This window comes from Comamonas sp. Z3, assembly GCF_008121565.1.
GTDB lineage: Bacteria > Pseudomonadota > Gammaproteobacteria > Burkholderiales > Burkholderiaceae_C > Comamonas > Comamonas brasiliensis.
Genome location: NZ_VOQU01000009.1, coordinates 188,535 through 209,382, shown reverse-complemented (window position 1 = coordinate 209,382; position 20,848 = coordinate 188,535). Strand labels below are relative to the sequence as shown.

Below are 20,848 nucleotides of genomic sequence, written 5' to 3'. Positions count from 1 at the left end.
TCGGTCGACTAACAACGCCGCATCCGTTAACGGACTGTCCTAAACCGGACGCGCAAGGCCCAGCCCCGAAGGCCAGCTTTGCGGTGCTGCGCTCACAGATAGCAAGGCCCAATTTCGGCCAGAAGCACCATTTGCAATCGTGGCTGTGTCAGTTGCTGTTGCTCATGACCACCAGCTTGGTCAAGGCTAACTGACATTTAAGTCAACTGAGGTCTACGACACCGCTACTTTAAGGAGCTTCGTACTGGTACACTAACCGGTCCATTTGAGTGGTACACACGCAGTTTTTCAAAAATCATAAGTTATTGATTTCTAATAACTTTCACCATCTGACGCCGAATCTCACAGCCTCCGCCAGAACAAAAAGCTAACCCCTTGATTTATCAAGGGTTTTTTCTTTTTAAGCCACCATCAGTATGCCATCTGGTATGCCATGGCATGTTGGCTGCAGTTAAACTTGTTGAGAAGCAACCGCGACAAAGAGCTGTGCGTTGTTTTTCGTGTAACCGTTCCAGCTTCTAGCTATTGATTGCAGTTAATAAGACCGACTAACACAAACGTTCGACGAATCGCGAACAAATGTTGGCAGCGGTCAGCATGAGCAGTGCAGTGCGTGGTGGATGTTCAGCATACGTTCGAAGCGGATGTGCAGCTTGCCAATGCCGCCAAACCATGCATGGCTTCTCTCCTCTACCCTCCGAGGTTTACCCAAGCGTTTGCTGTTTTCGATGCCCCGCCTAGCAGTCCTGCTTGATATGCAATGGCTGCGCAGGTGCGGTCAGCATATGGCGTACTCCGCATCTTGACTGCTGAGAGTGCATCGATGCACTTTCGAGCATCATGGGGTCGTACCGATTGGCGCCACTGAGCAGCCCCACCAATGGAATAACTCGGGCGTCCACGATGATGTGCCGTTTGCAGCCGAGCTTGCCTCGATCCGTGGGGTTAGGGCCTGTTTCCTGGTCACCCGGGGGCTTGGCACCGTGGAGCCAGCTATGCTTGCTCGGTTCCAATCAATCTGGTCATGCTCGCGCAGACGCACCAGCAAGGCTTGGTGCAAACGCTGCCAGACGCCATTGGTATTCCAGTCACGCAAGCACCGCCAGCAGGTCATACCACTGCCGTAACCCAAGGACTGAGGCAAGTCTTCCCATGGGATGCCGGTTTGCAGCACGAACAGAATGCCATTGAGCGCTGCTTCATCGCTCACGGTGAAGCTTACGTGCGCCACCTTTGACGGAAGGCGTGAAGGCTGGGATCAGGGACTACAACTGTCGCTACAGTTCTTTGCTAACGGGTTGTCTTGCCATGAGGGCCAGGAGCATAAATGCTTCTGGCTGATCTTAAAGAGAGGTGGCGTTAGATGGTATGGAAGCCTCCCTCCTGAGAGGCTTGTGCCCCGCGCCAAGCAGGGCCACTGTGTGAAGTCTTACTGAACAGGAGACTGTCATGGACCATACCGTTATTGCGGTTGACACCGCCAAGAAGGTGTTCCAGTTGCATTGGGTGGAGCACGACACGGGCAGCATAGAACGGCTACAACTCAAGCGGGCTCGCTTGCTCGAATGGTTTGCCACCCGCGCGCCATCGCTCGTAGTGATGGAGGCCTGCGGCGGCACGCATGAGTGGGCTCGCGCTTTGGCGCAATTGGGGCACGAAGTGCGTCTGATCTCTCCGCGCAAGGTCCGGCCGTTCGTTCAGCGCAACAAGACCGATGCCGCGGATGCTCAGGCGATCTGGACAGCGTGCCACCAACCGGGCATGCGCTTTGTGCCAGTGAAGACCCAGGCGCAGCAGGTCGTGTTGTCGTTGCATCGGATCCGAGCACAGCTCATGAAGAGCCGCATCATGCAAACCAACGAACTGCGAGGCATTCTCTATGAGTTCGGCCTTGTGCTACCCGAAGGTCATCGCGCGCTGCTCAAAGCACTGCCAGACGCGCTTGCTGATGCAGCTCAGCGCCTGCCAGCGACGTTGATGGAGAGCCTGAACGAGCAGATGCGCCGCATTGATCAACTGAGCCGGGATATCGACCAGATCGAACACAGGCTCGCCCAGCAACTGCGCGAGTCCCCGGCTTGCCAGCGCATTGCTCAAATACCTGGCATTGGCCTGCTCACCGCAACCGCAGTTGTTGCCAGCATGGGCAATGCCCAGGCGTTTAAAGACGCGAGAGAGTTCTCAGCGTGGGTCGGATTGGTGCCACGCCAAAGCGGCACCGGTGGTCGAGTGCGGCAAATGGGCATCAGCAAACGTGGGGACGCATATTTGCGAACTCTGCTGATGCATGCGGCAAGATCTGTTGTGCTCAAAAGCCACGAAGCGTCCACATGGCCGTGGCTGCAGACGTTGCTCAAACGCCGCCCCTACAACGTAGTGGTTGCAGCAGTTGCCAATAAGCTGGCCAGGACCATCTGGGCTGTGCTTGCCAAAGGGCAGGCGTGGAGTGCTCAAGCCTGGCAGGGGGCGCACTGAAGAGCGCGAAGAATTCATTGCGAATTTGACGTTTTGAAGGAGAGCAAGCGACCCCAAATGTGTGATGGGCCAGACAGGTCGGACCGAGATGAGGACACTCCGATTAGAGCCAAGAGCATCCAGCTCGAGTGTTAGATGGGAGCCTCATTAGCGAATGCCATCAGGGCCAGCAGGCAACCAGCCTGCACAACAGGCCGGATATAAGACTGCAGTCCTGCCTCCTGATTCTTCACGCACAACGGTTACTTGCAATCCGGGAGGCTTCCATATAAAAGCGGCTCTAAGTGAAATTTCCGCTTCAGGCTGAAAGCGGAAGCCCGCTAACGTCGGCCTCGAGAGATGGCAAAACGCCTTTATTTAAGTCCAAGCGTCAGCCTGCAAACAGCCAATTACCAGGGCTGCGTCGTAGGGCCCACGGTGAACTCGGTGACATTGGTGTCAGCCGGTTGCTCAATGGCGAAGGCAACGACACTGGCGATGCGATCAGGTGAAATGCCATGCGCCTCGTACAGCGCGTGCATCCCCGCCGAAGTGACCGGGTCGCTGATCGTGTTCAACAACTCTGTGTTGATGGCTGCTGGATAGATAGTGGCGGTGCGAATGTTGCTCTTCTCTATGGCCGACTCGATGCGCAGGACTTCCATGAACTCACGCACAAACCACTTCGTGCCACCATAGACCGCAGCACCGGGATATGCCTTCAGTCCTGCCACAGACGAGGTCGCAATCACCTGGCCTGACTTCTGTGCGGTGAACGTCGGCAGCACAGCTGCCACGCCGTTGAGGACGCCTTTGATATTGATGTCGACCATTTCGTGCCAATCATCGGTTTTCATGGCCGACAACGGCGCACTGGGCATGATACCGGCATTGAGGAAGATGACGTCGATCTTGCCAAAGGTGTCTTTTGCCAGTTTGACGATGGCGTCGTTGTCGGCTTGCTTGGTGACGTCAAGCACTTGGTAAATCGCTTCGCCGCCTAACGATCGGATCTCGTCTGTGAGTTTCTGGAGCTTGTCTTCGCGCCGTGCGCCGAGGACCACCTTAGCCCCCTTCGCTGCCAACAGTTTTGCGCTCGCTGCGCCAATTCCTGAAGATGCACCTGTGATGATGACGACTTTGCCTTGCATGTTTCTGTTCTCCTGATGTGAGTCCTTGGGAGTGACCAAGGGTTAACCAGAAGATTAATGACGGACTGCCGATAGAACTAGCCGTCCAGCACCGCAAGGTCTTATTGAAATACTGCATGAATCGCTTGTGATACCAGCGATTCTTATATCAGTACTTGGTGCTGGCTTGGTCCGATTGTCAATAGGTCAAGCTGCTGCCTCGGGCCCTCTCAAGGCTTCGATCACCAGTTTGAGCGCTCGAGAAGATTCCCGTCTACTCGGGTAATAGACATGCCAGCCTGGCCAGGTCGGCCAAGTACCCTCCATCACAAAGTTCAGCCGACCCGCATCAACATGCGGCTTGAGTACATCCTCCGGTGCAAAAACCAGTCCGAGCCCGTCTACTGCGGCCTGAATCATCTGGTACGTGCCGCTGAACGTGACTTGCCCGTCCACCTTGATTGGTGTAACCCTTCCGTCCTGGATTAGTTCCCAGGCATAGATTGCGCCGCTGCTCAGCCGCAGTGTGATGCCTTGGTGACCAGCTAGGTCATCGATAGTCTGTGGCACTCCATGCGAAGCAAGGTATTGAGGTGATGCGGCAATAGCAGCACGGGTATCCGGCCCGATGCGTACAGCGACCATATCCTGCGCCACTTGGTCCCCCATTCGAACCCCAACGTCGAATCTTTCAGACACGAGGTCCACCAACTTGTAGTCCGTGGAGATCTCAATCCGAAGTTCAGGATAGTCCTTGAGCAAGGGACACAGCCTTGGCCACAAGAGCCGATCCGCCACGATATCAATCGCGGTAATTCGAATGGTTCCTGTCGGCTTGTCTCGGTATTCACGTACCGCTGCTAGGTCGGCTGCGATTTCCTCCAGCTTTGGGCCCACGCTCAGCAACAACTGTTCCCCAGCCTCTGTAGGAGCCACGCTTCGGGTTGTGCGGGTCAGCAGTCGCACACCTAGCCTCATCTCTAGTCCTCTGACGGTGTGGCTTAGGGTGGATTGAGACAAGCCTAGACGTGCAGCAGCCCGGGTAAAGCTGCGCTCCTGGGCCACCGCCAGAAAGGCGTAAAGGTCATTGAGGTTTTCAGTGTCCATTAATCGAATTTGGCCATATGTTTATGTGGATTATGCAGTCTAGTACTAAATAACTGTGTTCTTTACAGTTTAGGCACGGACTTGCGAGAGATACGGCCTGGGCTTGCTTTGCAACCAAGTCGAGGTCGCTCCTAGCCAAAGGAACACGAAATGAACGATTCAGTCAGCGACACGGACCAGTCATCGACTATCCAGGTCAACGGAACCGTAGCCAAACCTTCTTCAATGAGTTCCGCCGAGCGCTCCGTAGCCCGTCGCAACTTCATGCACTCTGCAGCCCTCGCCGGGTCTGCCGTTTTGCTTGCAGGCATTCCTGGACTAGCAAGTGCAGCGCCCAACACCATCAAAGAGGTAAATCACATGCAACTGACGCAAGAATGGGACAAGACCTTCCCCAAGAGCGACAAGGTTGATCACCAGAAGGTGACTTTTAAGAACCGATACGGCTTCACTTTGGTGGGAGACCTTTACCTGCCCAAGAGCACCAAAGGCAAGCTCGCAGCTATCGCAGTCAGCGGCCCGTTCGGCGCCGTGAAAGAGCAGTCATCTGGCCTGTATGCGCAGACGATGGCCGAGCGCGGCTTCGCCACATTGGCATTCGATCCTTCCTTCACTGGAGAGAGCGGCGGCGAGCCCCGCAACGTGGCCTCACCTGACATCAACATTGAGGACTTCAGCGCAGCCGTTGATTTTCTGGGGCTGCAATCCGTTGTTGACCGAGGTCGAATTGGCATTCTGGGTATCTGCGGCTGGGGTGGTATGGCTCTTGGCGCTGCCGCCGTAGACAAGCGTATCAAGGCGGTTGCCGCCAGCACGATGTACGACATGACCCGCGTCATGTCTAAGGGCTACTTTGACAGCACGACGCCCGAGCAGCGCACGAAAGCCCTGGAGCAACTCAGCCAGCAACGCTGGGCGGACGCCGAACAGGGAACTCCAGCCTATGGTCCGGTCTCGCTCGAACTACAGGGCGGCGAGTCGCAGTTCGTGGTCGAGTATGCAGCCTACTACAAGGACAAGAAGCGCGGCTTCCACCATCGTGCCATTAACTCGAACGCATCGTGGACCCTCACTACGCCACTGTCGTTCATGAACCTGCCCATCCTCACCTACGTCGCAGAAATCTCGCCGCGTCCACTACTGCTCGTCCACGGTGAAAAGGCTCACTCGCGCTACTTCAGCGAAACGGCCTATGCAGCTGCTGCAGAACCGAAGGAACTGGTGATCATCCCCGGTGCCACCCACACAGACCTCTACGACCGCCTGGACGTCATCCCATTTGACAAGCTGACGTCGTTCTTCACAGACAACCTGAAATAAGCCAAAGGTGTCGCCGGGCCGACGGCACAGATACCCGCCAAGAAGGAGCAGCCGCCATGGACATCCAACTGACCATCAACGAACAGCCTATTGCCGCGATCGTGGTCAATAGCGGGGCCGCACGTGATTTTCTGGCATTGCTTCCCCTGACGCTAACGCTGGACGACTATGCCGCCACCGAGAAGATAGCACCGCTGCCGGCCAAGCTTTCGACTGCTGGTGAACCGAAGGGTATGACGCCTTCGATCGGCGATATCACCTACTACGCCCCCTGGGGCAACCTGGCCATCTTCTACAAAGGCTTTGGCCACGCCAACGGCCTGGTCAAGCTTGGCCACATCACGGGCGACATGAGCTTGCTTCGTGGCCCTGGGCCATTGACGGCGCTTATCGAGATTGTCCGCAAGGACTGACACTCCTATGCAACCGCCCTTCAACAGCGAAAGGAAATGACATGCAACTCAAACGCGCAGGCTCTCAGCCATCGGTAAAAGGTCCAGCCGAGTGGTTCACCGGAACGGTCCGCATTGACCCGCTGAACGCCGCACCGGCGCCTTCCCGTGTCTCGTGTGCGGCGGTCACCTTCGAGCCGGGGGCGCGCACCGCCTGGCACACCCATCCGCTAGGTCAAACATTGATCGTGACCGCCGGCTGCGGTTGGACGCAGTGCGAAGGTGAGTCCATCGTTGAGATTCGTGCAGGTGATGTGATCTGGTGTCCACCGGGCCACAAGCACTGGCATGGAGCTTCTGCCACCACTGCCATGACCCATATCGCCATCCAAGAAGCGCTCGATGGCAAAAACGTCGAGTGGCTGGAGCACGTCACCGACGCACAGTATTTTGTGGGCCCATCGAAGCCCTGAAGTCAGCAGGAATAGCACTATGCACAACGTCAACTACAACTGCAAAGGTCAGGTCGCACTGATAACGGGGGCCGCATCAGGTATGGGGCTGGCTACGGCGCGCGCATTCGCCGAGGCCGGCGCGTCAGTGGTTCTTTCGGACATACGGGCCGATGCCCTGACTGCCGCCATCGAAGAGCTGAAGGCTGCAGGCCACCGTGTTCTCGGCATCGCGGGTGATGTGTCCGATGAGACCTTTGTGAAATTGCTTGTTGAGCAAACGGTATCCACCTTCGGGCGTCTTGACGCGGCGTTTAACAACGCGGGGATTCAAAGCCCAGCCGTCGATACTGCCGATGTCGAGAGTGAGGTATTCGATCGCATCAATGGCATCAATCTGCGTGGTGTGTGGTTGTGCATGAAGTACCAGCTCATCCAGATGCGGAAGCAAGGCAGCGGTGCAATTGTCAACAACTCGTCGCTAGGTGGCCTTGTGGGAGTGCCAGGTCGCGCCGCCTACCACGCGGCCAAGCACGGTGTGCTTGGCCTGACCAAGAGTGCCGCCCTTGAATATGCCGCCCGTGGCATTCGTATCAACGCCATCTGTCCAGGTATCGTGGAGACGCCCATGGTGGCAGGGATGCTGCAAGGCGAAACCGCAGTCATGCAAGAAATGATGAAGGACGTCCCCATCAACCGCCTGGGCACAGCCCAGGAGATCGCCAACGCGGTGCTGTGGCTTTGTAGTAGCGCCGCCAGTTTTATCGTCGGCGTCGCATTGCCAGTCGATGGCGGTTACACGGCTCGCTAATATCAAGAGGAAATCACATGAAAGATCAGTTCAAGAGACTCTTGCTTTACGCGATCATCGCGCATGCTGCACCCGTGGCCTTCGCTGTAGAACCGCAGTTGCAAGCATCTGTAGCTGCTCAGAAGATCATACGCTCTGGCGATCAAGCTTCTGTAGCCGGGCCAGCCGATTTCTTCACCGGCCGTGCCCGTATCGACCCGGTGTGGCCTGCTGACAAGAACATCAATGCTTCTGGTGGCCTTGTCACTTTCGAGCCTGGCGCACGCTCGGCCTGGCATACGCACCCTGCAGGGCAGCAGTTGGTGGTGATTTCGGGCGTGGGACTGACCCAGGAATGGGGCAAACCGGTTCAGGTCATCCGTGCTGGTGATGTGGTGTGGTGCCCGCCAGGCGTCAAGCACTGGCATGGCGCGGCGCCCAGTACCGCGATGACTCACTTGGCCGTGACTGGCACGGTGGATAGTAAGAACGTCACTTGGATGGAGAAGGTCACCGATGAGCAATACCATGCCCATTAAAGCGCAAAAAGACAAACTGAAAACAGCAGCACTGACGTTGGTCGTTGGGGTGGCGGCAATCGGCGTTGAGGTCGCGCAGGCCAAGGAGAGCCAACCTATGAATCCAAACACAGCCAGCGCCTCTAGCGTTTCAGAGACGCTCACTGCACGCCAGCAAGCTATCGTTCCGATTGCAGCGTTCGCTGCAGCGGGTGACATGGCCAAGCTGAACTCCTCTCTCCATCAGGGACTGGATGCAGGCATGACGGTGAGCGACACCCGAGAAATCTTGGTGCAGCTCTACGCTTATGCAGGCTTTCCACGTAGCCTCAATGCACTGGGCGAGCTGATGAAGGTTCTGGAGGTTCGAAAGCAACGCGGCATCCAGGATGCCCCAGGCCGCGAACCAAGCCGCACAATTCCCAAGGGCGACGCCCTGCTAGATGTGGGCACAGCCAATCAGACCAAACTCTCGGGCGGCGCGGTGCAAGGGCCGTTGTTCGATTTCGCCCCCGTGGCGAATGAATACCTGCGCACCCATCTGTTCGGTGACATATTTGAGCGAGACAACCTGGATTGGCAGAGTCGAGAACTGGCGACCGTGGGTATGCTCTCGGCTCTTCCGGGCACAGATTCCCAGCTGCAAGCTCACATGCGCATCAGCATGAACGTAGGTCTGACGGCTGGTCAGTTACGCCAACTCATTCAGGTGCTGTGTTCTCGTGCAGATGCAGACATGGCCGGCAGGGCAACACTAGCGTTAGATAGCCACCTCGCAACCGTCAAGGGCAAATGATGATGGTGCCACCCAGCCTTCGCAGCGTTGGAGGGGCGATGCCTCAGTCTTGGTTGTACGAGTGGTAATGATCCTGTCAATTGCGCAGCGCGCGAGACAAATCCAATCACAGCGCTATGCGTAACTTGCCAGATTGCGATGTGTGCACCAAGCAAGAATCAATGAAATTGCTATTTGCATACTAGGAGTACTCATGCAAGCATAGGTAGAGAAAACTTCAAGCCAAGCTGAGGCAAAGATGCTGGTACGCCCCATTACCTATCACCTCGAAATTTCACAGGACTCAATTAAGAGCGAGCCGGTCGTCCACCTTGAGTCATCAACACCATTTCAACCCTTCACCATCGGAGACAAGATGAGTTGGAATGGATTTAGAAATGCCAGATGGCACCCTGAGCCCCAGACAGGACAGTTCCTACGTGTAAAGGATGTGCTTCACTTTATTTGGGACATACGTGGTGCGAACATCGGCCACAAAGTTCGTCTGTGCGTCGAAATATGCAACGTCGAAGACTAGCCAACACACCGCTGAACCAAACGTCTTCGATTTCTTTAGCATGCTGCCTTATAGGCGGACTGCTCCAGACTGATGCGCTTGCACGATGAACTGCCAGCAAGCTCATGTATGTGCCGACCCGCTGGGCTCTAAAGGATCCACAACAGTGAGGGGAATTTGCGTGTCCGTACACCTCGTAATGAATTACGCAGCAACAGTCTGCAGCTAGTGACGCGATTCCAGTAGCATTCGCGTTGGGCCCAGCTATTAGGACGTAGGTGGAGCCTCTTGCGCCACCCACAAGGTGGCTTTTTTTATCCTGAGTTCAGGTCCATCCGGCGTGACTGCTCGAGCAGATATGACATCGCAGGAATTCGCCTGAGCCACCAGCTATTGGGAGCACGGCGCGGCTTCCGCGTCGTGAACGACAGTGGTCACGCCAGATGGTTCTACCCTCTTTGGTGTAAGTCGAGTTCGTCTTGTTTGCCTCAAAAGCGTCATGCAGAATTCGACTCAATCCACCTATTACGCCGAGCTTAGGCCCCCCCTCAATCTTTCCCTGGGCATGACTCGAAAGGTCATCGGCCCTCTATTCAAAGCCCGCAGCACCTGCTCGCGGGCTTTTCTTTTTGAGACACGCAGTCACGCACCATTTAGCTCGGCAACCTCATCAAAGAAAGATGACAACCGCGAAGGGAGGGTGCACCGTTTGAGGTTCCACAGATATCACAAGTTGAATCAAAGGTATCCAATCGCTCAATCTGTAAGCGCCTACATACCTGCTTACATCTGCGAGTTACAACAAGACGGACTCACAAAGAAACGTCAGCTCGCAGGTTCTGCGGCCAGTCTCTGAGATGTAGGGAGTGTCCTCATGAAGAAAGTTAATCCTGCTGCCAAGCACGCAAACCGCGCCTATGTACGCATGCATACATATGTGACGAAACATTTTGACTGGGATCTCTTCACCAAGGACTACCGCGTAGTCCTGAACACCGATGAGGACGGAGGCGTCACGCTTTACATCGTCAAAGTCTTCGACAAGAACGGCCAGCTGGCTGCATTAGGGCCAAAGATTCCTAACCAGATTACGTTCTCGTACCGCCAGGCGCCCATCATGTCGGTATGGACTGAGTTCTTCAACGACGGCAAATTCACCTGGCGCAATGTCTCGTGCCGCTAGATGCGACAGTGGTCACGCCAGATGGCAAGTCAGATTTACTTCTTCACACCACCGACAAGGTAGACGTTGCCCTCGGCCACGTTATTGAGAAGCTCGCGATACGCATTCACCAAGTGATCGCGGCCAAGCCTGAATTCAGGGTCCGTTCTATCAGGCCCGTCCTGATGCTTGGCATCCAGCTGTGCAGCGCGCAGCTCTCTCGCCACCTGATGCGCAGTCTCTGGTGGAAGCACCTTGACGACTGCCGTTAAGATCATGGACAACGCAGCGAATGCGCCAGATTCCTCCTGGGTCATGAAGCACCTCCAGTCTGTTGACCCATTCTAGTTTCCAGCCGTGCATGGGGCTTATTTCTTCCCACCATCTCTGAACCATTCCCCACGCAGACCCGAAAGGTCACCGGCTTTTTCTTCAAGCCCGCAGCAACTGCTCGCGGGCTTTTTTTTGCCCTCAGGAGACTCCATGCACTCATCACGAACTAATACCCCGACGACAATGCTGCTGCTCGCCGCCCAATGGGGCCTCACCGTCTTCGGCCTCTTCTGCCTCGTCGGCGCGGCCGTGGTGATCGCACTCACGCCAGAAGCCTGGCCCCTCTGAGCATTCAGCTTTGAAGCTACAAGGAGATCCTCATGCTGAAGACGATTGTTGATTCTGTGCTTGTCATAGTTGGCGCCCTACTTCTCGCGGCCTGGTTGGCCGCGCCTGATGCCCAAGCCGATGAACCCCAAAGTATTACCCGGAGCCTGCGCGATGAATTCGCCTGCCCAGGCATGCACGCCGAATGGCTGGACGCCAAGACTGTGCAATGTTTGAAGGAAAGCCCGTAATTTGACATCCACAAGACCTCACCAAAGAAGGTGCTTACTTCTTCATCGACCCAAAATATAGACAATAGCCATTGAAGCATTCGGCGCAATAGCTTGATTCAAACCCAATTTTTCAACCCGTTGTCTGAGAACCTGCACTACAGCCGTCCACTAGCGAGCGGTAGGCCTCAAGGTGTGCAATGAATGCGATTGAGTTCACTCCAATTAAAAAGAGACAAAGGCTTATGACCAAGCCACCAATCCAGCTTGAGCACTTACCGTCGAGGCGATGCAGGAAGCGCAACCTAGCCCTCGCTCGAGGCTTCATACTGAGCTGCCTAGCGATCCTTGCGGCCTGCTTAGTTTTGGCAGGCTGCAAAGCTGAATCAGGAACGGGACTCGACAAAGCTGCTGCGTCCTTCAAAAAGGCAGCCGTTAGTGCCTGGCAGTGTCCTGGGATGAAAGCTATTTGGGTCAGTGAGAGTATCGTGAAGTGCGTTAGAGAGGAGCCATAAGCAAATGAGTCGCGCCCCTTGGCGAAGCACTGCATACAAGGATTAGGTCAGCAAGAAACCACCTGCATGACGATGCATGCCTCATTCGTTCTGCTTGATTCGGACAGGAATCAATCCGCGCTATATGTTGCTGCGAACAAAGAATGGACCATCTCCACCTGTCCATGGCTGCCTATCAGGGCCATACATCCATCGACCAATGTCGCCCCCCATGTTCATGGATCCCATTGCACAACTAGATCGCTGATCAGCCATCGAGACAAATTCAGGCTTCGGCATCACTGCACAGCCGGTGAGCGCACTGGCGAGGACGGCAATCACAATAAGCACTTTCATGGCACCCCCAAAGAAAGTGAAGCCTCTAGGCTACTCACTCCAAAGTCAGAGTGAGTTCTTGTTGGACCGCTTCTTGACTAACTAGTTCATCTTGGACCGCTTCTTGACTAACTAGTTCATCTGACAGATCGCATGAGTGCGGGCTATTTTGTTGATGGAGGCCCGATGCGCAAGAGCATGATCATTCGCGACACTGCCAACAGTAAGAAAGTGACTCAATGAGAAGAACTCCCGCAAAGCTAACCGCGAATTCATCATTTGCGGCTGGCTGGCAACACCTCTCCCTCAGCATGCCGAGTGGTTGGGTGAAAAGGCCATGCAGCGATTGAAGTAGGCTCCTGCCGAGAGTTATTGACCGCTGTAGATCACCTTTTCCTGCTGGGCGCTCAAGATGCTGTCCATTATTTGCTCTACGGCATAGAGGTACTGGATATTGGACACGGGGCCGCGAGCATTCGGCGACAGCCATGCATGAGCACGCTCCAGCGATGCTGATGTGAAGAAATACATGTCAAGCGCAGTATCTCTGCGGGCTCTAGTCGCTGCAATGCGCTGTGCTGCCACGTCCAAGTAAAGGCAGAAATCACGCGGCTGTAGCCAGCATTCAGCCACTGACTCTTTCAACCCGGCTAAACCATGTAGTCGATAAGTCTTCAAAGACTCCGAGGCTGCTTTGTTGACTTCATCAGCGACAACATTGGAGTTTTGCCCAAAGCACTCCAAAGCAAATGACGAAGCGCAAATTGCTGCGACGCCAACCGCAATAGCTTTAGTTCTCATGGCTTGCAACGCTTCACTAAAACGCGATTTAACTATCTCATTTTGATAGCACCCAAGACATTCTCTAAAGCCTAGCAAGTCGAATTATTTCAATTCTTAGTGGAAAACCATTGCCTATCATAAGCGGGCTATTTCTTTTGGAGCCTACCAAGGTCGACTCTGCCGACACCTTTGAGCGCCCCATCTACGCGGGCAACGCCATTGCCACCGTACAGTCCGCCGATGCAGTCAAGGTCATCACCGTGCGTAACACCGGCTTTAACGCAGCGGCTGCCACTGGCGGCTCTGCGGCGGTGGAAACGGCGGCTGCCGTGGCCGACAGCGGCAAGAGCTCCTTTGTGGGCAGCGAAGTGACCAAGAGCGACCGTTCCGAACTGACGGCAGCAAAGATCATCGTCTCCGACGGCCGTGCTCTGGGCTCGGCCGAGAAGTTCACCGAAGTGATCACCCCCCCTGGCCGACAAGCTGGCTGCGGTCATCGGTGTCAGCCGTGCGGCTGTCGATGCGGGCTACGCGCCCAACGACCTGCAAGTGGGCCAGACGGGCAAGATCGTGGCGCCTCAGTTGTACATTGCCTGTGGCATCTCGGGTGCGATCCAGCATCTGGCGGGTATGAAGGACTCGAAGGTGATCGTGGCGATCAACTACAGGCGCCGAACCACCTTCTCCGAGATCCACACGCATTGCCTGACCAGTGAGGCCTGGATGCGACGGTAGACATAGCAGCTATGGTCGCGTTCGAAGATGTCGGTGATCGTTCGGCGCACAGCGACATACTTCTCGCCTGCGTTGAGCCGAGCTCGATGGTAGAAGTACGAGCTGCGAGCCAGCACTAGCGAGGCGAGCAACTCAGCAAGCAAGTACGCATGGCGCAGGGCATCAACCAGAAGTGCCTTCTTACGATTGCTCAGGAGATGAAGGTCGATGCTCTGGTTCTTTTTTAGGAGCTCACTCGCCGTCTTCAATAGCTCCTGTTCCAACTGCAATCGTCTCACTTCACGGCGTAGCGTCTGGAGTTGCTGTTCCAGCTGGGGCAGCTCCGAACCGGTTGAAGAATCATTGAAGCGTTTCATCGGTGCGAGAGCCTCTGGCCCCAATAGTTCATCGCGCCAGTTGTACAGCGTCTTTCGGCACATGCCAACGTCGTCAGCGATGGCTTGGGCGCTTCCTTGACGCGTGCACTGCGTAAGCACCGCCGCGTGCTTTTGCTCGTTTAAAGACGCACCAAGCACGCGTGGCCTAGTTCGGAGATTGAGCTACTGAACCCAAGCGTGGAGAGAGGCCCGTCCCGGGCAACCGGCTCTTTGATGGTGAATGCAACGCAGTCCCGTGCGTCAGATAGTGCTCGAACGCCCGAGCCTTTTTGCTAACGGGTAAACTTCGGCGGCCGAACAACCGCGGTCTTCAAGTCCCAATCCTTCTCATACTCGCGGTTTCAGCCCTTGAGCGAATTCTTGGTGGGATAGCCCAACTGCGGGATGGTTGCCGCGACTCGTTCGCCTAGCTTGATGTAAAGCGCCACCACGCTGATTCGTATGAATACATGAACTAATTCTCAGTAATCCAAGATTTCATCTGCATCCCCCGAAGTCAGAGCATGGATATGGCTCTCATGTAGTTTTATGAGAGTTCAGACCAGCGGCTACAGTCCGAACTACTCAGAACCCGTAGAGGAGCTCAGGGTTGCGCACCAAGATCCGCTGGCGCTGCGCCTCTTCGGGCACCCAGGCCAGCATCTGGTCCAGCAGGTCCGTTGTATTGGGCATACGGCCCTTGAACGAAACGTGCGGCCAGTCGCTGCCCCATACCAGACGGTCTGGCCGGGCAGCCAGCAGCGCCTGCACATAGGGCAGCATGTCTTCGTAGGGCGGCGGCAAGGCCGACATGCGGTAGCCGCAGGAAAGTTTGACCCAGCAACGCCCTGTATCGACCAGCCTCAGCAAAGACTGGAATCCGGGCTGTCCCAGGCCCTCGCTTGGCCTGAGCGAGCCCATGTGGTCAATCACGACATCCGTGGATAATTCGCGCAGCGTCGACTCCATCTCGGCAAGAGGGGCGCGCCCCTCGTCATCCATGACATGTAGCTGGACATGCCAGCCCAAGCGAGCTATGCGTGCCGCAAGCACGGGCATCTCGGACACTGGCACTGCGCCAGCATGGCCAATGTTGTAGCGCACGCCGCGCACTCCAGCTTCATGCATACGGTCCAGTTCGACGTCCGGCACATCAGCACGCAGCGTGACGATGGCGCGCGTCGGCCGCCCCATATCGGCCATCGCATCCAGATGGCGCCGGTTGTCAGTGCCGTAGCCACTGGGCTGCACGAGGACTAGGCGCTGGACACCCAGGACGTCGTGCAGCGCCCGCAGTTGGCTGGGCAGGGCCTCGGGCACATCGAAAGCACGCGTTGGGGCGACGGGATAGCGCTCGGCAGGACCGTAGACATGCACATGGCAGTCCGCCGTACCCGGCGGGCAGATCAGCCGAGGCTTGCGAGCAACAGGATAGGGAGGCTGGCACAGTGGAATCATCTCAGGCGCTTGCATAGTCGTTGTTAGAAGGAGGGCGGTCACTCAAAGACCTTGTCCTCATGGAGCACCACCGGCACCTCCTTGTTCCTCTCCGAATAGCCGTCGAAAGGCTTTCCTGCGAGGTCGATGCGCGCGAGCACGTCGCTGCTGGGATCGATGTGCGCGCCGATGCGCAGCATCACTAGGGCACCCTCGCCTTCTTTGGCCTGGAACCAGTAGAAAGCTCCGGCCGGCAGCAGAACGCAGTCGTTCTTGCCGACCTCACGCGTTTCGCCGTTAGGCCCGTGGAACACTGCGCCGCCCTGCAGGACAACGAACACATGGTCTTCATTGGAATGGGCGTGGATCTCGTTCTCTCCCCCGCTGGCATAGGTCTTAAGCACCACGTTCATGTAGCGCGAGGCGCCCAGCACCTGATTAGTCCGCCCCTCTTTCGGCAGTTGGGCACGGATATGAAAGAAGCTGGGTTGGCCCGGCTTGGAAAGGCGAGCCATCTCCGCGCGCCATTCGGCGGCGCTATGGACGATCGGTGCGAAGCTTTGGGACTGGGGGGTGGTGATGCTCATGGTGAAATACCTTCGTGGTGAGATTCAATCGATCCTGATGCCGGCTTCCGCGATGACCGGACGCCAGCGCGCCGCTTCCGAGGCCATAAAACTTCGCAGCGCCTGTGGCGAGCTGACGTCCGCCATCAGGCCAGCGCCCAGGAGCTTTTCCTGTACGTCCTTCGAGGCAAGGGCCTGCATCAGCGCCTGGTTAAGCTTTTCCACCACGGCGGCCGGAGTTCCCTTTGGCGCCAGCAACGCCATCCATACATCGATATCGGGCAGCTTGATACCCACATCGGACATAGACGGCACGGCCGGCAGCGAGGGGATGGGTTTTGCGCTCAGACGAGCCAACGGCTTTAACGTGCCCTTCGCGAAATGGGGCATGGCCGTCGTGATTCCGTCGATAGTAAAGGTGATGTCCTTGGAAAGTAGGCCTTGGGTTGTCCCAGCACTGCCCTTGTAGGACGCAGAAACCACATCCTTTCCTAGCACGCGCTTGAGGAGTTCACCAGAAAGCTGGGATGTGAAAGTTCCAAAACCGTAGCTAATTGCAGTGGGGTCAGCCTTGGTTCGTGACAGCAGCACTTGCATTGAATCAGGCCCTGCCTGATTGGTCATAACGACCAACGGCGTGGTGGCTACTTTGCCTATTGGCTCGAAGTCATTGATGGGATCGTAGGGCAGCTTGGAGTAGAGATACTGATTCATCACCAGCGTATTGTCGATAGCCATCAGCAGCGTATATCCATCTGGCACTGCCTTCGCAACGACGTCAGCGCCGATGATGGTATTTGCGCCTGGCTTGTTGTCAACGACGATCGGCTGGCGCACCAATTCACCCATACGCTGCCCAACGACGCGGGCCAGCAAATCAGTAGGACCGCCAGCCGGGAAAGGTACAACCATCCTGATAGGCCGACTTGGAAAATCACGCGAAGCTTGTGCCTGCGCTTGTAGCGGAACAGAGCTCCACACTAACGATAAGGCTAGGGCCGCTGCGGCCTGGGAGGTCATCATGGAGAGTCTCCTATACGGTTGTCGATATCCGCAACAACGAACTGCGGATATTTGTTTAGTAGTCAATTCTGGTCGGGTGCCACACGCCCGGCAATGTGGCAGTGGCAATTCGCTGTATCGAAAAAAGGAATCTGCCATCCGCTCCATGCACTAACTCCCATGACACGCAGCGCACTGCCGCACAGCACGTCTCACACTAAGTTAGAGACATACAGACCCATTTGATGTTGAGGTTGAAGACCGTCCCAACCTTGCCACCCCTAGACGAATCGAAATGCAAAATCAGTGCGACGTGAAGTCATCACAGCGTCCCACTGATCACATCAGGAATGCACCGCGCAAAGGCGTTGTCCCCTTCTTGCAAGGACAACGCCTGCTCGCACATGGTGCTGAAAACGTTCCGCTGTGTTCCGGTCGTCAGGATCGCTCAGGCTAAATACATCACCTCATCCACTGCGAGCTTTTCGGCCTAGCGTGCTACCCTGTTGGCGTTATTGGCCAACGCTTCTAGAAGTTCACGACAGACTGTGACTTTTTGTGTAACCGCCTCAGCGCTATCATCTTGGACTGCCCTAGGCAGGCAGACATACTCGGCCACTCTTTGGTGGACTGCTTCTATTCAGGTAGGCAAATCCCAGCCACAAGTCCGGTGCGCTCAAACGCCTCAGGGCTGATTCCACCCAGATGGCTATGGCGGCATGACCGGTTGTAGATCACCTCGATATAGTCGAATACATCGGCCCAGGTTTTGTCCCGGGTCTTGTAAATACGCTCGCGGACGCGCTCCTTCTTCAGGCTGCTGAAGAAAGACTCCACGACGGCGTTGTCCCAGCAGTTGCCACGGCGACTCATGCTGGACGCTAGGCCATGGGCTCGGCAGAAACGCTTGAAGTCATCGCTGCTGTACTGGGCGGATTCAACCGGTCGTCGCAACACCGGGTTTCCTTTGCTTCACCAGACGTGCGTACTGCGCCAGCAGGAGCTAGCCACCACAGACCCAAGATGCACGGTGATATCAGTGACGCACGCTTTGTCTGGGGCATCCTCGGTGAACTGCCAATGCAAGTGGTTGGAGGCAATGATGGAAGGCTGGCCTGGAATGTGCCAGGAGTCTTGTAGCCCCATATCGCTTTGGTCTTTTGCTTGCGCATGATGCGGGCAACGAGATGCTTACCGCAGCGCTCCACGGCCTCGCGCAGATCCGCAAACGCACGGATAGCACCGTAGACTCCGTGGCCGGGCGTAAGTGAATGGCGGATCAGCTTGAGCAAGCGTCTGTCGTCATGTTCGTGAATTGAGGCCAGATCGTGTAGCCACGCATAGACCCCTGCACGAGGCACTCGCAGCAATCTGCACATCAAGCTAATGGCATGTTGGCTGCGGTGCTCGTTGATGAAGTGGTACTTCACCCGGGCTCCCTGGCCAAGTACCGCACGGCTTTTTTCAGATATCCCGTTCTTCTTTGATGCGTCGCATCTGACTGCGCAAACGCAGGATCTCGCTCTTGGCTTCGAGCAGCTCTTTGGACTGCTGCTCGCTCGTGGCTGGGGATAAGGGCCTGACCCATTTATGCAAGGTATGCGTAGGCACGCCTAAACGGACTGCGACTTTAGCCACCGAGAGTCCCTTCTCAGCGACTTGCTTGACCGCTTCTTCCTTGAATTCCGGCGTAAACATCTGCGCACTCATGGACTACCTCCTATGCTCAAAAGATAGAAAGGGTTCTCTCTCTGCCTAGGGGCAGTCCAATTGGTAAGTGCTTAAAAAGTACCGAATTTCTCCGACACAAAGCCTCTGGAACAGCTATTCCACCGCTACCGTCTGTTACACGCCGCAAAGCATTGAAAGAATGCAAGGTTGCTCTACGAGCCGCCCTCAGAAGTTGTGCCGTACCCCCATGTAGATATTGCGTGAGCTTCCATTCGTCGAGCCAACTAACGTTGCTGGAGCTTGTGCAGTTCCAGTGCCTAGCACGTACTGCGATCCGTTCTGGTTGGTAATCCGAGCGGCACCGAAGTAAAGACGCGTTCGCTTAGACAAGTCATAGTCACCACCAAAGGCAATCCAATTAGCATTGCGATTGCCGGTTGAAGCGGTGTAGTCGGAGCGGTCGTTAACTCGAGTGAATTGGGCAATGGCGGTGAACAACCCAAATGGCACGCGCACACCGACGTTGGTCAACCTGAATTCGCTTGTGGAAGTTCCTGGCAGTCGAGCGATGGCACCAGTGCAGGTACTACAGGAGTTCTTCTCAACCGTCGTGCCGAGGAAAAACCTAGCGAAGCGGGCATCATAGGATCCCCCCAGCACCATTGCCGAGACCTTACCCGAGCCGGCGTTGTCCGCCCCCTCCTGCCACTGGAAGCCAGCATTGAGGTCGAAGCTACCAGCCTGATAACGACCAGATACGCCGTAACCGCGACCGATCGTCGCGGACTTCTCACCAAAGGAATACTGCCCGCGTATTTCAAGCCCCCCCCAGCGCGGAGACACATAATTGATGGCGTTATCTTGGCGAGCCGCTACCCCCATCGGCAATACCTGTCGCTGCGTCGTTGAGCTGATGTTTCGGGTGAGCGACAGCAGCCCACCCGCTCCCTCCCAGATGAAGGCGTCCACATTACTCTGGACCAAATAGTAGGGCGTAGGAACGCGCCCCATCTGCACAGTACCGAGCCTTGTATCGCTGAGGCCAACCGATGCTTCCCGCCCGAATGCACGTCCGCCTTGGGCCAAGGTACCTTCATCGAGGTTAAGGCCTTGCTCTAGGCGAAAAACGGCTGAGAGCCCTCCTCCCAAGTTCTCTACACCTCGGAAGCCTAGGTTACTACCAGCGCTGCCGCCCGAATACAGGCGATTGATGCTGGAACCGTTCGAGCGAGGGGCATCCACACCAGAGTCCATGCGCCCATAAATGGTCACACTTCCTTGTGCGTTCGCTGCTCCGCAAACGTTGAGCAACACCGCGCATGCCACAGCATGTTTGGTCAGTCCGATCATTGATGTCTCCTTCATTTTTTTTGGGGCCTTTTGCCCCAACTCCTGTTCCTCACAATGCACTTGAATCTTCATGGGCAGTCCCAAGCACAGTCTTCCAGCGTCCACATCCTCAGATGAATCTCAAATTCAACATGGCTCCTCTGGCTTGCGAAGTATAGGTAGCCATCTAACAATTTAGATAGCCATCTAAGTAAATTTCCTAGGTTCAGAATTCCCGACTGTGGCTGAGGTGCCACGCTTTATCTGCGAGGCGTCGCAGGCAAACAAGCAACGCTCGAGAAGTGTCCCCCATTCCATCCCAAACAACCCGGATTGATTAAGTGATCAATGCCATCTGAGCACTAGGTATCACCAGTTCGGCAAGCACAGTGTGTGCAGACAGGCCGCGCTCGGTAACCGCGCCGTAATTGATTTATCGATTTCATGAGGCAGTGCACCTTCTGCGCTTCACAAAGCAATTTATTTGTGCCCACCCTGGCTGTGAACCGGAACGTGCTACATCGAATTGAAGATTACGTCGTAGAACCTTTTCATCGCACACAGCACGAAGGTACTACTCAGCCGAGAGCAACGTAGCTGGAGGAGCCATTTAACGAAAGACTCCTTCTCCCTTCGCCACCGCCCATAGGTTGAGGGAGCATTCAAGCTTGATGGCAGTCAACAGACTTCCT

The 20,848-nt window shown here is 55.9% G+C and carries 18 protein-coding genes and 4 pseudogenes; 11 read left to right on the top strand and 11 right to left on the bottom strand.

The window, feature by feature from the left end:
- Positions 1-548: 548 nt before the first annotated feature.
- A pseudogene (locus tag FSY59_RS24480) lies at positions 549-1,271 on the bottom strand (IS5 family transposase).
- Positions 1,272-1,449: 178 nt separating this feature from the next.
- Here FSY59_RS24480 and FSY59_RS24475 point away from each other — a divergent pair.
- Positions 1,450-2,475, top strand: coding sequence for an IS110 family transposase (locus FSY59_RS24475; RefSeq protein ID WP_043374539.1), 1,026 nt, complete (start codon positions 1,450-1,452; stop codon positions 2,473-2,475).
- 389 nt (positions 2,476-2,864) lie between these two features.
- Here the strand turns inward: FSY59_RS24475 and FSY59_RS24470 are convergent, their stop codons facing one another.
- Positions 2,865-3,605, bottom strand: coding sequence for an SDR family oxidoreductase (locus FSY59_RS24470; protein ID WP_043374542.1), 741 nt, complete (start codon positions 3,603-3,605; stop codon positions 2,865-2,867).
- Between the two features lie 186 nt (positions 3,606-3,791).
- Positions 3,792-4,691 (bottom strand): LysR family transcriptional regulator, encoded by a 900-nt coding sequence (locus FSY59_RS24465; protein ID WP_043374544.1) that lies wholly within the window; start codon positions 4,689-4,691, stop codon positions 3,792-3,794.
- A 225-nt stretch (positions 4,692-4,916) separates the two neighbouring features.
- On the opposite strand from FSY59_RS24465, the gene FSY59_RS24460 reads away from it, so the two are divergent.
- From FSY59_RS24460 to FSY59_RS24430, 7 genes are all read left to right on the top strand, one after another.
- On the top strand, positions 4,917-6,011 hold the full coding sequence (locus tag FSY59_RS24460; protein ID WP_148729819.1) for an alpha/beta hydrolase: 1,095 nt from the start codon (positions 4,917-4,919) through the stop codon (positions 6,009-6,011).
- A gap of 56 nt (positions 6,012-6,067) precedes the next feature.
- Positions 6,068-6,424 carry a cyclophilin-like fold protein gene (locus FSY59_RS24455; RefSeq protein ID WP_043374546.1) on the top strand — a complete coding sequence of 119 codons (357 nt, stop codon included), beginning with the start codon at positions 6,068-6,070 and terminating at the stop codon, positions 6,422-6,424.
- A 41-nt stretch (positions 6,425-6,465) separates the two neighbouring features.
- Positions 6,466-6,876 carry a cupin domain-containing protein gene (locus tag FSY59_RS24450; protein ID WP_043374549.1) on the top strand — a complete coding sequence of 137 codons (411 nt, stop codon included), beginning with the start codon at positions 6,466-6,468 and terminating at the stop codon, positions 6,874-6,876.
- 19 nt (positions 6,877-6,895) lie between these two features.
- Positions 6,896-7,666 (top strand): SDR family NAD(P)-dependent oxidoreductase, encoded by a 771-nt coding sequence (locus tag FSY59_RS24445; RefSeq protein ID WP_043374552.1) that lies wholly within the window; start codon positions 6,896-6,898, stop codon positions 7,664-7,666.
- 17 nt (positions 7,667-7,683) lie between these two features.
- Positions 7,684-8,184, top strand: a complete 501-nt coding sequence (locus FSY59_RS24440) for a cupin domain-containing protein (RefSeq protein WP_043374555.1) — start codon at positions 7,684-7,686, stop codon at positions 8,182-8,184.
- Between the two features lie 97 nt (positions 8,185-8,281).
- Positions 8,282-8,959, top strand: a complete 678-nt coding sequence (locus tag FSY59_RS24435) for a carboxymuconolactone decarboxylase family protein (RefSeq protein ID WP_043376732.1) — start codon at positions 8,282-8,284, stop codon at positions 8,957-8,959.
- Positions 8,960-10,392: 1,433 nt separating this feature from the next.
- A complete protein-coding gene (locus FSY59_RS24430; protein WP_223305745.1) occupies positions 10,393-10,638 on the top strand; it encodes a hypothetical protein in 246 nt (81 codons plus the stop codon).
- Positions 10,639-10,673: 35 nt separating this feature from the next.
- Here the strand turns inward: FSY59_RS24430 and FSY59_RS24425 are convergent, their stop codons facing one another.
- On the bottom strand, positions 10,674-10,934 hold the full coding sequence (locus tag FSY59_RS24425; protein WP_043374557.1) for a hypothetical protein: 261 nt from the start codon (positions 10,932-10,934) through the stop codon (positions 10,674-10,676).
- Between the two features lie 166 nt (positions 10,935-11,100).
- On the opposite strand from FSY59_RS24425, the gene FSY59_RS27455 reads away from it, so the two are divergent.
- Positions 11,101-11,238 (top strand): hypothetical protein, encoded by a 138-nt coding sequence (locus FSY59_RS27455; protein WP_003066298.1) that lies wholly within the window; start codon positions 11,101-11,103, stop codon positions 11,236-11,238.
- A gap of 32 nt (positions 11,239-11,270) precedes the next feature.
- A complete protein-coding gene (locus tag FSY59_RS24420; protein ID WP_003066295.1) occupies positions 11,271-11,468 on the top strand; it encodes a hypothetical protein in 198 nt (65 codons plus the stop codon).
- A 1,178-nt stretch (positions 11,469-12,646) separates the two neighbouring features.
- On the opposite strand, the gene FSY59_RS24410 is transcribed toward FSY59_RS24420, so the two are convergent.
- The gene (locus tag FSY59_RS24410; RefSeq protein WP_229227501.1) at positions 12,647-13,078 is read right to left on the bottom strand and encodes a hypothetical protein; all 432 of its coding nucleotides are present in this window, start codon (positions 13,076-13,078) and stop codon (positions 12,647-12,649) included.
- A 146-nt stretch (positions 13,079-13,224) separates the two neighbouring features.
- Between FSY59_RS24410 and FSY59_RS24405 the strand changes: the two are divergent.
- Positions 13,225-13,723: pseudogene (locus FSY59_RS24405) on the top strand (electron transfer flavoprotein subunit alpha/FixB family protein); the annotation flags it as partial.
- A gap of 2 nt (positions 13,724-13,725) precedes the next feature.
- On the opposite strand, the pseudogene FSY59_RS24400 reads toward FSY59_RS24405, so the two are convergent.
- The 6 genes and pseudogenes from FSY59_RS24400 to FSY59_RS24375 all read right to left on the bottom strand — a co-directional run.
- Positions 13,726-14,615: pseudogene (locus FSY59_RS24400) on the bottom strand (IS3 family transposase); the annotation flags it as partial.
- A 121-nt stretch (positions 14,616-14,736) separates the two neighbouring features.
- Positions 14,737-15,609 carry an amidohydrolase gene (locus FSY59_RS24395; RefSeq protein ID WP_043376735.1) on the bottom strand — a complete coding sequence of 291 codons (873 nt, stop codon included), beginning with the start codon at positions 15,607-15,609 and terminating at the stop codon, positions 14,737-14,739.
- Positions 15,610-15,647: 38 nt separating this feature from the next.
- Positions 15,648-16,175: a cupin domain-containing protein gene (locus FSY59_RS24390; RefSeq protein ID WP_043374566.1), complete on the bottom strand. Its 528-nt coding sequence runs from the start codon at positions 16,173-16,175 to the stop codon at positions 15,648-15,650.
- A 24-nt stretch (positions 16,176-16,199) separates the two neighbouring features.
- Complete coding sequence (locus tag FSY59_RS24385; protein WP_043374568.1) at positions 16,200-17,177, bottom strand: tripartite tricarboxylate transporter substrate binding protein; 978 nt, start codon at positions 17,175-17,177, stop codon at positions 16,200-16,202.
- A 615-nt stretch (positions 17,178-17,792) separates the two neighbouring features.
- Positions 17,793-18,866, bottom strand: a pseudogene (locus tag FSY59_RS24380) (IS3 family transposase).
- 186 nt (positions 18,867-19,052) lie between these two features.
- Positions 19,053-20,249 carry a porin gene (locus FSY59_RS24375; RefSeq protein ID WP_229227503.1) on the bottom strand — a complete coding sequence of 399 codons (1,197 nt, stop codon included), beginning with the start codon at positions 20,247-20,249 and terminating at the stop codon, positions 19,053-19,055.
- Positions 20,250-20,848 lie beyond the last annotated feature (599 nt).